General features: G+C 60.7%; 9 protein-coding genes. 8 read left to right on the forward strand and 1 reads right to left on the reverse strand.

All coding sequences use genetic code 11. The features are described from left to right. Positions 1–4 precede the first annotated feature (4 nt). The 7 genes from pilQ to hemE all read left to right on the forward strand — a co-directional run bounded on the left by pilQ (position 5) and on the right by hemE (position 12989). Entirely contained in the window at positions 5–2053 is a 2049-nt protein-coding gene (gene pilQ / locus CGA21_RS15790; RefSeq protein ID WP_188264556.1) for a type IV pilus secretin PilQ family protein, read from the forward strand. 4 nt (positions 2054–2057) lie between these two features. Then, positions 2058–2576: a shikimate kinase AroK gene (aroK, locus tag CGA21_RS15795; protein ID WP_032831512.1), complete on the forward strand. Its 519-nt coding sequence runs from the start codon at positions 2058–2060 to the stop codon at positions 2574–2576. A 151-nt stretch (positions 2577–2727) separates the two neighbouring features. Then, positions 2728–3828 carry a 3-dehydroquinate synthase gene (aroB, locus tag CGA21_RS15800; RefSeq protein WP_110754710.1) on the forward strand — a complete coding sequence of 367 codons (1101 nt, stop codon included), beginning with the start codon at positions 2728–2730 and terminating at the stop codon, positions 3826–3828. A gap of 10 nt (positions 3829–3838) precedes the next feature. Continuing rightward, positions 3839–5422 (forward strand): SPOR domain-containing protein, encoded by a 1584-nt coding sequence (locus CGA21_RS15805; RefSeq protein ID WP_110754708.1) that lies wholly within the window; start codon positions 3839–3841, stop codon positions 5420–5422. Positions 5423–5772: 350 nt separating this feature from the next. After that, positions 5773–10218, forward strand: a complete 4446-nt coding sequence (gltB, locus tag CGA21_RS15810) for a glutamate synthase large subunit (RefSeq protein ID WP_110754706.1) — start codon at positions 5773–5775, stop codon at positions 10216–10218. 32 nt (positions 10219–10250) lie between these two features. After that, a complete protein-coding gene (locus CGA21_RS15815) occupies positions 10251–11669 on the forward strand; it encodes an FAD-dependent oxidoreductase (protein ID WP_020796157.1) in 1419 nt (472 codons plus the stop codon). A gap of 252 nt (positions 11670–11921) precedes the next feature. Beyond that, positions 11922–12989: a uroporphyrinogen decarboxylase gene (gene hemE, locus CGA21_RS15820; RefSeq protein WP_110754704.1), complete on the forward strand. Its 1068-nt coding sequence runs from the start codon at positions 11922–11924 to the stop codon at positions 12987–12989. A gap of 126 nt (positions 12990–13115) precedes the next feature. Here the strand turns inward: hemE and CGA21_RS15825 are convergent, their stop codons facing one another. Then, positions 13116–14390, reverse strand: a complete 1275-nt coding sequence (locus CGA21_RS15825) for an MFS transporter (RefSeq protein WP_188264557.1) — start codon at positions 14388–14390, stop codon at positions 13116–13118. 119 nt (positions 14391–14509) lie between these two features. On the opposite strand from CGA21_RS15825, the gene CGA21_RS15830 reads away from it, so the two are divergent. Then, positions 14510–15412, forward strand: a complete 903-nt coding sequence (locus CGA21_RS15830) for a LysR family transcriptional regulator (protein ID WP_110754700.1) — start codon at positions 14510–14512, stop codon at positions 15410–15412. Positions 15413–15532 lie beyond the last annotated feature (120 nt).

Here is a 15532-nt window from a genome sequence, read left to right on the forward strand (position 1 = left end):
TACAATGAACAGGATTTTCTCCACCCTCGGGGTATCGCTATGGATAGCGTTGCTGTCACCGATGGTACAAGCGGCCAACCTCAAGGCGCTGGATGTCGCCGCGTTGCCGGGAGACCGCGTCGAGTTGAAGCTGGTGTTCGACCAACCGCCTCCGACGCCCCGTGGCTATACGACGGACTCTCCTGCCCGGATTGCCCTGGATCTGCCCGGTGTCGTCAGTCAGCTGGCGAGCAAAACTCGCGACCTGGGCAGTGGCAATGCCCGCAGCGCGACCGTGGTGGAGGCCAAGGATCGTGCGCGGCTGATCATCAACCTGACCCGGTTGAGCCCCTACGACATGCGGGTCGAAGGCAATAACCTGTTTGTGGTCGTCGGGCAGGGAGGTAAAAGCCCTGCGCCAAGAGCGGCCGCTGCTGTACCGGTCCCGGTTCCGGCGCGCGCGGTTGCACCGACAGGCAAAGCGATTCGTGCGGTGGATTTCCAGCGGGGTACCCAGGGCGAAGGCAATGTCGTGATCGACTTGTCGGATCCGTCCATTGCACCCGATATCCAGGAGCGCGAAGGCAAGATTGTTCTCGGCTTCAGCAAGACCCGACTGCCCGAGCCGTTGCGTGTGCGCCTGGATGTGAGGGATTTCGCCACGCCGGTGCAATTCGTCAATGCCAGTGCCACGGGGGACAAGACGACCATCACCATCGAACCCAGCGGTGCCTTTGACTATTCGACCTACCAGACCGACAACAAGCTGACCGTCAGCATTCGTCCGATGACGGTCGACGACCTGCAAAAGCGCAACGCCGATCGCAATGCCTACAGCGGTGAAAAGCTTTCGCTTAATTTCCAGGACATCGACGTGCGCTCGGTACTGCAACTGATCGCCGATTTCACCAACCTCAATCTTGTCGCCAGTGACACGGTCCAGGGGGGAATTACCCTGCGCCTGCAAAATGTACCCTGGGACCAGGCGTTGGACCTGGTACTGAAAACCAAGGGCCTGGACAAGCGCAAGCTGGGTAATGTGTTGCTCGTCGCTCCGGCCGACGAAATTGCCGCCCGTGAACGCCAGGAGCTGGAGTCGCAAAAGCAGATTGCCGACCTGGCGCCACTGCGTCGGGAACTGTTGCAGGTCAATTACGCCAAGGCGGCCGATATCGCCAAACTGTTCCAGTCGGTGACCAACGCCGAGGCGAAAGCCGACGAACGGGGATCGATCACGGTCGATGAGCGCACCAATAACATCATTGCCTACCAGACCCAGGACCGGCTCGACGAATTGCGGCGCATCGTTGCGCAGCTGGATATTCCGGTACGCCAGGTGATGATCGAGGCGCGTATCGTTGAAGCCAACGTTGACTACGACAAGAGCCTTGGCGTGCGCTGGGGAGGCTCAATACAGAACAAAGGCAACTGGAATGCCTCGGGAGTCGGTAACGGCACCAGCGACGGCGGCAGCACCAGTTCGCCGTTCGTCGACTTGGGGGTCGCCAACAACACGTCGGGCATCGGCATCGCCTTCATCACCGACAACGTATTGCTGGACCTTGAATTGACGGCCATGGAAAAGACCGGCAATGGCGAAATCGTCTCGCAACCCAAGGTCGTCACTTCCGACAAGGAAACCGCAAAGATCCTCAAGGGCACCGAGATTCCCTACCAGGAAGCCAGCTCCAGCGGCGCTACTTCGGTCTCGTTCAAAGAGGCTTCGCTATCGCTGGAGGTGACGCCGCAGATCACGCCGGACAACCGGATCATCATGGAGGTCAAGGTCACCAAGGATGAGCCGGATTACCTGAACAAGGTCCAGGATGTGCCGCCGATCAAGAAAAACGAAGTCAATGCCAAGGTCCTGGTCAACGATGGCGAGACGATCGTCATTGGTGGTGTTTTCTCAAATACTCAAAGCAAGGTTGTAGATAAGGTGCCATTTCTTGGCGATGTGCCGTATCTTGGCCGCCTTTTCCGGCGTGACGTGGTTTCGGAGAAAAAATCCGAGCTGTTGGTGTTTCTCACACCGCGTATCATGAATAACCAGGCGATTGCTGTGAGTCGTTGATTCTGTGCGAAATTTGATACTTGTAGGACCGATGGGGGCTGGAAAAAGCACCATCGGCCGATTGCTGGCCAAAGAGCTGCGCTTGCCATTCAAAGATTCCGATAAGGAAATTGAATTACGCACGGGCGCCAATATCCCATGGATCTTCGACAAGGAAGGCGAACCGGGCTTTCGTGAGCGCGAGCAGGCAATGATTGCCGAGCTGTGCGATTACGACGGCGTGGTGCTGGCGACGGGCGGTGGCGCGGTCATGCGCGAGGCCAATCGTCGGGCGTTGCGCGCTGGCGGACGGGTGGTCTATCTGCATGCCTCCGTCGAGCAGCAGGTCGGCCGCACTTCCCGCGACCGCAATCGGCCATTGTTGCGTACAGCCGATCCGGCCAAGACCCTCAGGGACCTGCTGGCCATTCGCGACCCCCTTTATCGGGAAATCGCCGATCTGGTGGTGGAAACGGATGAACGACCGCCGCGAATGGTCGTGCTCGATATCCTGGAGCGCTTGCAGCAATTGCCGCCCCGTTAAAGCGTCGCACGAAATGCGCTATCCTCGGCCTCCTGCCATGACCGCTCGAGGTTGTGGCGAATGGCCATCGAGCGACGTCACACCAGCGGTGGCCTTAGACATTCGTTAACCCAAGGCAGGTTGCCTGATTCCATCTTCACTGTGGGGACACATGCAGACACTCAAGGTCGATCTAGGCGAGCGCAGCTACCCGATTCATATTGGCGAAGGTTTGTTGGACCAGCCTGAACTGCTGGCCCCGCATATTCGCGGACGGCAAGTGGCAATCATTTCCAATGAAACCGTTGCGCCGCTCTATCTCGAACGCCTGACCCGCAGCCTTGCGCAGTTCTCGGTGATTTCCGTGGTGTTGCCCGACGGCGAGGCCTTCAAGACCTGGGAAACCCTGCAATTGATTTTCGACGGTCTGCTGACCGCACGGCACGATCGGCGCACCACGGTGATCGCCCTGGGTGGCGGCGTGATTGGCGATATGGCCGGTTTCGCGGCTGCCTGCTACCAGCGCGGTGTCGATTTCATCCAGGTTCCCACCACGCTGTTGTCGCAAGTCGACTCTTCGGTGGGAGGCAAGACCGGTATCAATCATCCGCTGGGCAAGAACATGGTCGGCGCCTTCTATCAGCCGAACGTCGTGCTTATCGACACCGCCTCCCTCAATACGCTGCCGGCCCGCGAGCTGTCCGCCGGCCTGGCCGAAGTCATCAAGTACGGGTTGATCTGCGATGAGCCGTTCCTGACCTGGCTCGAAGACAACGTCGACCGCCTGCGCAACCTGGATCAGCAAGCCCTCACCTATGCCATCGAGCGCTCCTGTGCGGCCAAGGCTGCCGTGGTCGGCGCCGACGAGAAAGAGACGGGAGTACGGGCAACGCTCAACCTGGGGCACACCTTCGGTCACGCCATCGAGACCCACATGGGCTATGGTGTCTGGCTACATGGTGAAGCGGTGGCTGCTGGCACTGTCATGGCTTTGGAGATGTCCGCGCGCCTGGGCTGGATCAGCGAACAGGAACGCGATCGCGGCATTCGCCTGTTCCAGCGCGCCGGCTTGCCGGTTATTCCGCCTGAAGAAATGACGGCAGCCGATTTTCTCGAACACATGGCAATTGACAAGAAAGTGATCGACGGTCGTTTGCGCCTGGTGCTGCTGCGCCACATGGGCGAAGCGGTAGTGACCGACGATTATCCGAAAGAGGTTCTACAGGCCACGCTGGGAGCGGATTACCGCGCCCTGGCTCAGCTTAAAGGTTAATAAGAACGCGATGACTAGTTTGCATGCCGACGAGGCTTTCCTCGGCCACTACCAGTTGAGTCATGACCCTTTTGCTCCACGGGTCCCTGGCTTCAAGTTTTTCCCTGCCCAGCGCAAGCCGGTGCTGGGGCAGTTGCACCATCTGGCGCGTTACAGCCAGTTGCTGTTGGTGGTCACAGGTCCGCATGGCAGTGGCAAGACCCTGCTGCGTCAGGCCCTGGTGGCCAGTACCAACAAGCAGACCGTGCAAAGCGTGGTGGTTTCCGCCCGTGGTGCTGGTGATTCGGCTGGCGTGTTGCGCCAGGTTGCCCAGGCACTGGACGTTGCCCAGGCTGAGATCGGGGCAATTCTGAAACAGGTGGTGCAGCTTGCTCTGACTGGGCAGGAAGTCTATCTGCTGGTCGATGACGCCGAGCAGCTCGACGAGTCTGCGCTTGAAGCCTTGATGGCCCTGGCCGCAGGAGCTCCGGAAGGCCGCCCGCATGTGTTCCTGTTCGGCGAGTCCTCGATGATCGCTCAGCTTGAGGCCTTGCAACTTGAGGAAGAACGCTTCCACGTTATCGAGCTGCAGCCTTACACCGAAGAGGAAACGCGTGAATACCTGGAGCAGCGGCTTGAAGGCGCCGGCCGGGGTATCGAACTTTTCACTGTAAATCAGATCTCTGATATTCACGAAAGCTCCGAGGGTTGGCCTGGCAACATCAATCAGGTTGCCCGCGATGCGATGATCGAAGCCATGATTGCCAGCCGCTCAGCGGTGAAGCGTCCAAGTATGGGGTTCAATATGCCGAAGAAACACGTATTGGCAATTTCCGCCGTCGTTGTGGTCGCGGTAGCCGCCGCCTGGTTGATGCCCGGTCGCAGCAAGGCACCGACCACGGGTGCGCCTGCCAATGAACAGGCGCAACTGCCGCTTGGCCAGGGTTCGTCGGGCGGTGCTCCGGCCGTCGAGTTCGCGGGCAATACGCAACCAACGCCATTGCCGTTGGTCGGTAATTCGCAGCCCGTCATGCGGGCGCCATTGGCCGAAGCGGCGGGTGGCATTACCGAGGGCGATGACGGCGTGCCGGTCGAGGGTTCCAGCGCGACGCCGCCGACCGTGACCACCATTGCACCGCCAGCGGGTGTTCCAGCCGGTCCTGCGCCCACGCCAACCGCCAAACCGACGCCTGCACCGACCCAGGTCGCTACCGCCAAGCCAGCGCCTGCTCCGGTTGCCAAGCCGGCTCCAGCTCCAGCGCCAGCCAAGCCAGCCGCCGTTGCTGCCAAGCCGGCCGAGAAGCCAGCGACCGCTGCCAAGGCTGCCGGTGGCACCTGGTACGCCGGTCAGGCGCCGGGCAACTACGTGGTGCAGATCCTCGGCACCAGCTCGGAAACGGCCGCGCAAAGCTTCGTCAAGGAGCAAGGCGGCGAGTACCGTTATTTCAAGAAAGTCCTCAACGGCAAACCGCTCTACGTGATCACCTATGGCAACTTCGCCAATCGTGATGCAGCCGTTTCCGCCATCAAGGCCTTGCCAGCGAAGGTCCAGGCTGGTAAACCTTGGCCTCGCACTGTCGCCAGCGTCCAACAGGAACTGGCAACAACTCGCTGAAGATTCGGCGGCCTTACCCAGGCCGCCTCTCCAAGCACCTCAAAATTTCTACAAGTGCGCGCAACCTTCCGGGCTGCGTGCCTTGTGGTGTCTGCGTCACAGTAGTCTTTGAGTCGTAGCGGTCAAAATTAAAAAAAGTTTTGACTAGCACAGCAGATCGCTTTAAACCTTTCACAAATGCGACATAGATTTGCGACATTTCGTCGCCAAATTTGTGAGGCCAAGTGTCGGTGTGTACAATGACCTCCCTTTTGCCCCCGCAAAGCTGGCGTACGTTCGGCGCGGATGGTAAGTGGTTGAATTGAAAAGAAATTTGCCTCGATAAGGGGCAGCCTGGTGAGAAAGTGTCTATGAAAGCAGGTCTGTACCAACCAGATGAATTCAAGGATAACTGCGGTTTCGGCCTGATTGCCCATATGCAGGGCGAGCCCAGTCATACCCTTTTGCAAACGGCCATCGAGGCCCTGACCTGCATGACCCACCGCGGTGGGATTAATGCTGACGGCAAGACCGGTGACGGTTGCGGTCTGCTGATACAAAAGCCGGACGTGTTCCTGCGAGCCATCGCCCAGGAAACCTTCGGCGTCGAACTGCCCAAGCAATACGCGGTGGGCATGGTTTTCTTCAACCAGGACCCGGTCAAGGCCCAAGCCGCTCGCGAGAACATGAACCGCGAGATCCTGGCTGCCGGCCTGCAGTTGGTCGGCTGGCGCAAAGTGCCGATCGACACCAGCGTCCTCGGCCGCCTGGCCCTTGAGCGCCTGCCACAGATCGAGCAGGTGTTCATCGGTGGCGAAGGCCTGAGCGACCAGGACATGGCCGTCAAGCTGTTCACCTCTCGTCGTCGTTCATCGGTGGCCAACGCCGCCGATACCGACCACTACGTCTGCAGCTTTTCGCACAAGACCATTATCTATAAAGGCCTGATGATGCCGGCGGACCTGACCGCCTTCTATCCAGACCTGAGCGATGAGCGCCTGCAAACCTCGATTTGCGTGTTCCACCAGCGCTTCTCCACCAATACCCTGCCGAAATGGCCGCTGGCCCAACCGTTCCGCTTCCTGGCGCACAACGGCGAGATCAACACCATCACCGGCAACCGCAACTGGGCCGTGGCCCGTCGCACCAAGTTCGCCAACGATCTGATGGATCTGGAAGAACTCGGCCCGCTGGTCAACCGTGTCGGTTCCGACTCCTCGAGCATGGACAACATGCTCGAGCTGATGGTCACCGGTGGTATCGACCTGTTCCGCGGCGTGCGGATGATCATTCCGCCTGCGTGGCAGAACGTCGAGACCATGGACCCGGACCTGCGTGCGTTCTACGAGTACAACTCAATGCACATGGAGCCGTGGGACGGCCCGGCGGGCGTGGTAATGACCGACGGTCGCTACGCAGTGTGCCTGCTCGACCGTAACGGCCTGCGTCCGGCGCGCTGGGTCACCACCAAGAACGGTTTCATCACCCTGGCTTCGGAAATCGGTGTCTGGAACTACCAGCCTGAAGACGTGATCGCCAAGGGGCGCGTGGGGCCTGGCCAGATCTTTGCCGTGGACACCGAGACCGGTCAGATCCTCGACACCGATGCCATCGACAACCGTCTCAAGTCACGTCATCCGTATAAGCAATGGCTGCGCAAGAACGCCCTGCGTATCCAGGCGACCATGGAAGACAACGACCACGGTTCGGCGTTCTACGACGTCGACCAGCTCAAGCAATACATGAAGATGTACCAGGTCACGTTCGAAGAGCGCGACCAGGTGCTGCGCCCGCTTGGCGAGCAAGGCTACGAAGCCGTGGGCTCGATGGGCGACGATACGCCGATGGCCGTGCTGTCCCAGCGCGTGCGTACGCCTTACGACTATTTCCGCCAGCAGTTCGCGCAGGTGACCAACCCGCCGATCGACCCGCTGCGTGAAGCCATCGTCATGTCGCTGGAAATCTGCCTCGGTGCCGAGCGCAACATCTTCCAGGAGTCTCCGGAACACGCGTCGCGCGTGATCCTCAGCTCGCCGGTCATTTCCCCGGCCAAGTGGCGCTCGCTGATGAACCTCGATCGTCCGGGCTTCGAACGCCAGAAAATCGACCTCAACTACGACGAAAGCGTCGGCCTCGAAGCGGCGATCCGCAACGTTGCCGATCAGGCTGAAGAAGCCGTGCGCGCCGGTCGTACGCAGATCGTCCTGAGTGACCGTCACATTGCCCCGGGCAAGTTGCCGATCCACGCCTCCCTGGCTACCGGCGCGGTACACCACCGCCTGACCGAGAAGGGCCTGCGTTGCGACTCCAACATCCTGGTGGAAACCGCGACTGCTCGCGATCCGCATCACTTCGCCGTGTTGATCGGTTTCGGTGCCTCTGCCGTTTATCCGTTCCTGGCCTACGAAGTGCTGGGCGACCTGATCCGTACCGGTGAAGTGTTGGGCGACCTCTACGAGGTGTTCAAGAACTACCGTAAAGGCATCACCAAGGGCCTGCTCAAGATCCTCTCGAAGATGGGCATCTCGACCATCACTTCGTACCGTGGCGCACAGTTGTTCGAAGCCATCGGCCTGTCCGAGGAAGTCTGCAACCTGAGCTTCAAGGGCGTGCCAAGCCGCATCAAGGGTGCGCGATTTGTCGACATCGAAGCCGAGCAGAAAGCCTTGGCCACCGAAGCCTGGAGCCCGCGCAAGCCGATCCAGCAAGGCGGCCTGCTGAAGTTCGTCCACGGTGGCGAATATCACGCGTACAACCCGGACGTGGTCAACACCCTGCAAGCCGCCGTGCAGCAGGGCGACTACAGCAAGTTCAAGGAATACACCTCGCTGGTCGATAACCGCCCGGTGTCGATGATCCGTGACCTGCTCAAGGTCAAGACCCTCGACACCCCGCTGGACATGAGCGAAATCGAACCGCTGGAATCGGTGCTCAAGCGCTTCGACTCCGCCGGTATCTCGCTGGGCGCCCTGTCGCCTGAAGCTCACGAAGCCCTGGCCGAAGCCATGAACCGCCTCGGTGCGCGTTCCAACTCCGGTGAAGGTGGTGAAGACCCGGCGCGCTACGGCACCATCAAGAGCTCGAAAATCAAGCAGGTTGCGACTGGCCGTTTCGGTGTGACCCCGGAGTACCTGGTCAACGCTGAAGTGCTGCAGATCAAGGTTGCCCAAGGCGCCAAGCCGGGCGAAGGTGGTCAGCTGCCAGGCGGCAAGGTCAACGGCCTGATCGCCAAGCTGCGTTATGCAGTGCCGGGCGTGACCCTGATTTCGCCACCGCCGCACCACGACATCTATTCGATCGAAGACTTGTCGCAGCTGATTTTCGACCTCAAGCAGGTCAACCCGAAGGCGCTGGTTTCGGTGAAGCTGGTAGCGGAAGCGGGCGTCGGCACCATCGCCGCCGGTGTGGCCAAGGCCTACGCGGACTTGATCACCATCTCCGGCTACGATGGCGGCACCGGCGCATCGCCACTGACCTCGATCAAATACGCGGGCGCTCCGTGGGAACTCGGCCTGGCCGAAACCCACCAGACCCTGCGCGGCAACGACCTGCGCGGCAAAGTCCGGGTGCAGACCGACGGCGGCCTGAAGACCGGCCTCGACGTGATCAAGGCAGCCATCCTCGGCGCTGAAAGTTTCGGCTTCGGCACCGCACCAATGATCGCCCTGGGCTGCAAATACCTGCGCATCTGCCACCTGAACAACTGCGCCACCGGCGTCGCGACCCAGAACGAGAAGCTGCGCAAGGATCACTACATCGGTACCGTCGACATGGTGGTGAATTTCTTCACCTACGTCGCCGAAGAGACCCGTGAGTGGCTGGCCAAGCTGGGCGTGCGCTCCCTCGAAGAGTTGATCGGCCGTACCGATCTGCTGGAAGTCCTCGAAGGCCAGACCGCCAAGCAGCATCACCTCGACCTGACCCCGTTGCTGGGCAGCGACCACGTGCCGGCGGACAAACCGCAGTTCTGTGGCGTAGACCGCAACCCACCGTTCGACAAGGGCCTGCTTGCCGAGAAAATGGTCGAGATGGCCACCTCGGCGATCAACGACAAGAGCGGCGCGGAGTTCGAACTGGATATCTGCAACTGCGACCGTTCCATCGGCGCGCGGATCTCCGGCGACATCGCCCGTAAGCACGGCAACCAGGGCATGGCCAATGCGCCTATCACGTTCCGCTTCAAGGGCACGGCCGGCCAGAGCTTCGGTGTATGGAACGCCGGCGGCCTGAACATGTACCTGGAAGGTGACGCCAACGACTACGTCGGCAAGGGCATGACCGGCGGCAAGCTGGTGATCGTTCCGCCCAAGGGCAGCCTCTACAAGACCCAGGACAGTGCCATCATCGGCAACACCTGCCTGTACGGCGCCACTGGCGGCAAGTTGTTCGCCGCCGGTACCGCGGGTGAGCGTTTCGCCGTGCGTAACTCCGGTGCCCACACCGTCGTGGAAGGCACTGGCGATCACTGCTGCGAGTACATGACCGGTGGTTTCGTCTGCGTCCTGGGCAAGACCGGTTATAACTTCGGCTCTGGCATGACCGGCGGTTTCGCCTACGTGCTCGACCAGGACAACACCTTCGTTGACCGGGTCAACCACGAACTGGTGGAAATCCAGCGGATCAGCGGCGAGGCGATGGAAGCCTACCGCAGCCATTTGCAACGCGTGCTGAACGAGTACGTCGAGGAAACCGACAGCGAGTGGGGTCGTGAACTCGCCGAGAACCTCGATGATTACGTGCGTCGTTTCTGGTTGGTCAAGCCCAAGGCTGCCTCCCTGAAATCGTTGCTTTCCAGCACCCGTGCCAACCCGCAGTGATATGCGCCTGAAGAGTTTGATGAGGTTTTAAAATGGCTGAACGTCTGAATAATGACTTCCAGTTCATCGAGGTCGGGCGCAAGGATCCGAAGAAGAAACTGTTGCGTCAACGCAAGAAAGAGTTCGTGGAAATCTACGAACCGTTCAAACCCCAGCAGTCGGCCGACCAGGCCCACCGCTGCCTGGGTTGTGGTAACCCGTATTGCGAATGGAAGTGCCCGGTGCACAACTTCATTCCCAACTGGCTGAAACTGGTGGCCGAGGGCAACATCCTCCAGGCCGCCGAGCTGTCCCACCAGACCAACACCCTGCCGGAAGTCTGCGGCCGGGTGTGCCCGCAAGACCGTCTGTGCGAGGGTGCCTGCACCCTGAACGACGGTTTCGGCGCGGTGACCATCGGTTCGGTGGAGAAGTACATCACCGACACCGCGTTCGCCATGGGCTGGCGCCCGGACATGTCCAAGGTCAAGCCGACCGGCAAGCGTGTCGCGATCATCGGCGCGGGCCCGGCGGGCCTGGGCTGTGCCGACGTGCTGGTGCGTGGCGGCGTGACGCCGGTGGTTTTCGACAAGAACCCGGAAATCGGTGGCCTGCTGACCTTCGGCATCCCCGAGTTCAAGCTTGAAAAGACCGTGCTGAGCAATCGCCGCGAAGTCTTCACCGGCATGGGCATCCAGTTCCGCCTCAACACCGAGGTGGGCAAGGACGTGACCATGGAGCAACTGCTCGAAGAATACGATGCCGTTTTCATGGGCATGGGCACCTACACCTACATGAAGGGCGGCTTTGCCGGTGAAGACCTGCCGGGCGTGTACGACGCCCTGGACTTCCTTATCGCCAACGTCAACCGCAACCTGGGCTTCGAAAAGTCGCCGGAAGATTTCGTCGACATGAAAGGCAAGAAGGTCGTGGTACTCGGCGGTGGCGACACCGCGATGGACTGCAACCGTACTTCGATCCGCCAGGGTGCCAAGTCGGTAACCTGTGCCTATCGTCGTGACGAAGCGAACATGCCGGGCTCGCGCAAAGAGGTGAAGAACGCCAAGGAAGAAGGCGTGAAATTCCTCTACAACCGCCAGCCGATCGCGATTGTCGGTGAAGACAGGGTCGAAGGCGTGAAGGTGGTCGAGACCCGTCTCGGCGAGCCGGATGCCCGTGGCCGTCGCAGCCCCGAGCCGATCCCGGGCTCCGAGGAGATCATCCCGGCCGACGCCGTGGTCATCGCCTTCGGTTTCCGTCCGAGCCCTGCGCCGTGGTTCGAGCAGTTCAGCATCCAGACCGATAGCCAGGGCCGTGTAGTAGCGCCGGAACAGGGGCAGTACAAGCACCAGACCAGCAACCCGAAAATCTTCGCCGGTGGCGACATGGTTCGCGGCTCTGACCTGGTGGTGACGGCGATCTTCGAAGGCCGTAATGCGGCTGAAGGGATCCTGGATTACCTGGGCGTCTAAGCCGTAATCCAGAATTGGAATGCAATCAAATGTGGGAGCGGGCTTGCTCGCGAAGGCGGTTTTCCAGTCAACATCTCCGTTGAATGTGATGGCCTCTTCGCGAGCAAGCCCGCTCCCACATTGGTTTCCGGGTGTTGCGAATACTGTGTTTCAGCGCGACAAATTGACCCGATAGACAAAAGGCTGACCTGCATTCGTGCCTTTTGCGTCCGGCTCTGAGAAAATGCCCGCACTTTTTTTCCGGATGCCGACATGACTGCCCTGAAGAACGACCGTTTCCTGCGCGCCCTGCTCAAGCAACCCGTAGACGTCACTCCCGTGTGGATGATGCGTCAGGCCGGTCGCTACCTGCCTGAATACCGCGCCAGCCGTGCCAAGGCCGGCGATTTCATGAGCCTGTGCATGAACCCGGCGTTCGCTTGCGAAGTCACGCTGCAGCCGCTCGACCGCTATCCGCAACTGGACGCGGCGATCCTCTTCTCCGACATCCTGACCATTCCCGATGCCATGGGCCAGGGCCTGTACTTCGAAACCGGCGAAGGCCCGCGCTTCAGGAAGGTCGTCAGCACCCTGGCCGACATCGAAGCCCTGCCGATTCCTGATCCGCAGAAAGACCTGGGTTATGTGATGGACGCGGTCAGCACCATTCGCCGTGAACTGAACGGCCGCGTGCCGCTGATCGGCTTCGCCGGCAGCCCATGGACACTGGCTACCTACATGGTCGAAGGTGGCTCGTCGAAAGACTACCGCAAGACCAAAACCATGCTCTACGACAACCCGCAAGCCTTGCACCTGCTTCTGGACAAGCTCGCGCAGACGGTCACCAGCTACCTCAACGGCCAGATCCTGGCCGGCGCGCAAGCGGTACAGATCTTCGACAGCTGGGGCGGCAGCCTCTCGGCGGCGGCGTACCAGGAATTCTCCCTGGCTTATATGCGCAAAATCGTCAGCGGCCTGATCCGCGAGCACGAAGGCCGCAAGGTGCCGGTCATCCTGTTTACCAAGAACGGCGGCCTGTGGCTGGAAAGCATTGCCGACGCTGGCGCCGACGCGCTGGGTCTGGACTGGACGTGCGACATCGGCAGCGCCCGCGAGCGTGTCGGCAGCAAAGTTGCCCTGCAAGGCAACATGGACCCGACCGTGCTCTACGCCAAGCCTGAAGCCATTCGCGCTGAGGTCGGGCGTATCCTGGCCAGCTACGGCAAAGGCAGCGGCCACGTGTTCAACCTCGGCCATGGCATTACTCCGGAAGTCGATCCGGAACATGCGGGTGCGTTCTTGCGCGCCGTGCATGAGTTGTCGGCGCAGTATCACGAGTAACCAGCGCCCGGCTTCAATGTGGGAGCGAGCCTGCTCGCGAAAGCGGTGGATCAGTCAGCCAGGATGTTGAGTGTGAAGCCCTTTCGCGAGAAGGCTCGCTCCCACATTTGTTTGTGGAGGCCGATTTCAGGCTTTTACACCATGCAGCGGCGGCAACTTTGCCAGCTTCAGGGCGACCAGTAATGCCACGGCCAGCAGTCCACCAATGAACAAGCCGATTCCATTCCAGCCAGCCCAGTGCCAGAACACGCCGCCGGCCGTGCCGGCGATGCTTCCTCCTGCGTAGTAGCTGAACAGGTACAAGGAGGATGCCTGGCCCTTGGCCTTGGTGGCACGGCGGCCGATCCAACTGCTGGCGACGGAGTGGGCGCCGAAGAAACCGAAGGTGAAGACCAGCATGCCGATGATGACCAGCGGCAATGGCGTGAACATCGTCAGGGCGAGACCGCCGATCATCAGCGCGATAGTGCTCCAAAGCACTTTGCGGCGGCCGATTTTGTCGGCCAGCGAGCCGATTTTCGCCGAACTGTAGATACCTGAGAGGTACACCACCGAGAGTAATCCGACGAAGGCCTGTTCCATGTGGTAAGGCTCGGCCAGCAGGCGGTAGCCGATGTAGTTGAACAGGGTGACGAACGCACCCATCAGCACAAAGGCCTCGAGGAACAGCAGCGGTAGCCCGGCATCGCGAAAATGCATGGTAAAGCCGTCGACCAGGCTGCGCGGGTGCAGCGAGCGGGCGCGGAAGTTGCGCGATTCGGGGAGGATTTTCCAGAATACTGCTGCCGCAATCAGTGCCAGGCCTCCGATCACCAGCATTGCCGTGTGCCAGCTGACGAAGTCGATCAAGACATCGGTGATAAGACGCCCGCTCATCCCGCCGATGGCGTTGCCGCCGATGTACAAACCCATGGCGAGGCCGATGTGCTGCGGGTGAATCTCTTCGCTCAAATAGGTCATCGCCACCGCCGCCAGGCCGCTCAACGACAGTCCAATCAGCGCGCGCATCGCCAGGACACCGTGCCAGCTCGGCATCATCGCGCTGGCCATGGTGCACAGTGCGGCGGCAAACAGCGCCGCCACCATCACCGGTTTGCGCCCGACGCGATCGGAGATCGGGCCGGTGATCAGCAGGCCAATGGCAAGCATGCCCGTGGCTACCGAGAGAATCAGGCTGCTCTGCGCCGCGTTGATCGAGTATTCGTGGGACAGCAGCGGCATCATCGGTTGCACGCAGTAGAGCAGGGCAAACGTCGCGAAGCCGCCGCAAAACAGCGCCAGCACCGTGCGCATGAAGGCTGGCGTGCCTTTTTCGATGTAGATCTCTTTCAGCTCGGCAGCCACATCGACTGGTGTGGCGGGAGGAACTTCATGGGTAAGTGGAGCGACAGCAGTTTTCACGGTGGACCTCGGAGGAGCGCAGCCCGTCAGGGAATGAAAAAAGCATATAGCTGGCTAATGATTCAATCCAATATATTGTTCGACCTGTTTGATAGCTTTAACGACCTAATGGGGTTTTCATGGAATTGCGTCATCTGCGTTACTTCATCGCCGTCGCCGAAGAATTGCACTTCGGCCGAGCTGCGCAGGCCCTTGGCATCTCGCAGCCGCCGCTGAGCCAGCAGATCCAGGCCCTGGAGCAGGAAGTGGGTGCGCGATTGTTCGAGCGTACCAATCGTCGGGTCGAATTGAGCGAGGCCGGTCGACTGTTCCTGGAAGAGGCGCGCCTGGTGCTGGCGCAGGTCGACAAGGCGGCGGATGTGGCGCGGCGAGCGCAGCTGGGCGAGTTGGGCGAACTGAAAATCGGCTTCACCTCGTCGGCACCATTCAACTCAACGATTCCCCAGGCGATTTTTTCGTTTCGCCAGCGCTTTCCGGCGGTGCATTTGAATTTGCGGGAAATGAGCAGCACCCAGGTGGCCGATGCGCTGGTGGATGAGTCGATCGAGGTCGGGATCATGCGCCCGCTGGGGCTGCCAGACTCCCTCAGCGTCGTCGAACTGATGCGCGAGCCCCTGGTCGCGGTGCTCAGCTCCAAGCATCCGCTGGTGAAGAACAGTGAGGAGGGCTTGTTCCTGTCAGCCCTGGCCCTCGAGCCCTTCGTATTCTTCCCGCGCAGCTACGGTAGCGGCCTGTATGCGCAACTGCTGAGTCTGGCCCGGGACGCCGGATTCAGCCCCCACTTCGCCCAGGAGGCCGGCGAGGCGATGACCATCATTGGATTGGTGGCCGCGGGGCTGGGTGTGTCGGTGCTGCCGGCGTCTTATCAGCGGATGCGCATTGACGGCGTGGTCTATCGACCGCTGCTCGATCCGGCAGCGGTGTCGGCGGTGTGGCTGGTGCAGCGCAAGGACCAGAAGTCGCCGATGGCGCGGGCGTTTGTGGAGTTGTTGACGAGGAAGGTTGAGCCGTTGAAACCATGAAGGCTGCACCGTCCCTGTGTAGGAGAGAGCCTGCTCGCGATGGTCGTCAACGATGTCGTTTGTTTCCTGGTGACACGCGGCGTTCTTTAGTCCATCGCGAGCATGCTCGCTCCTACAGGG

Source organism: Pseudomonas sp. PSB11 (assembly GCF_014596605.1).
In the GTDB taxonomy this organism is placed as follows: domain Bacteria; phylum Pseudomonadota; class Gammaproteobacteria; order Pseudomonadales; family Pseudomonadaceae; genus Aquipseudomonas; species Aquipseudomonas umsongensis.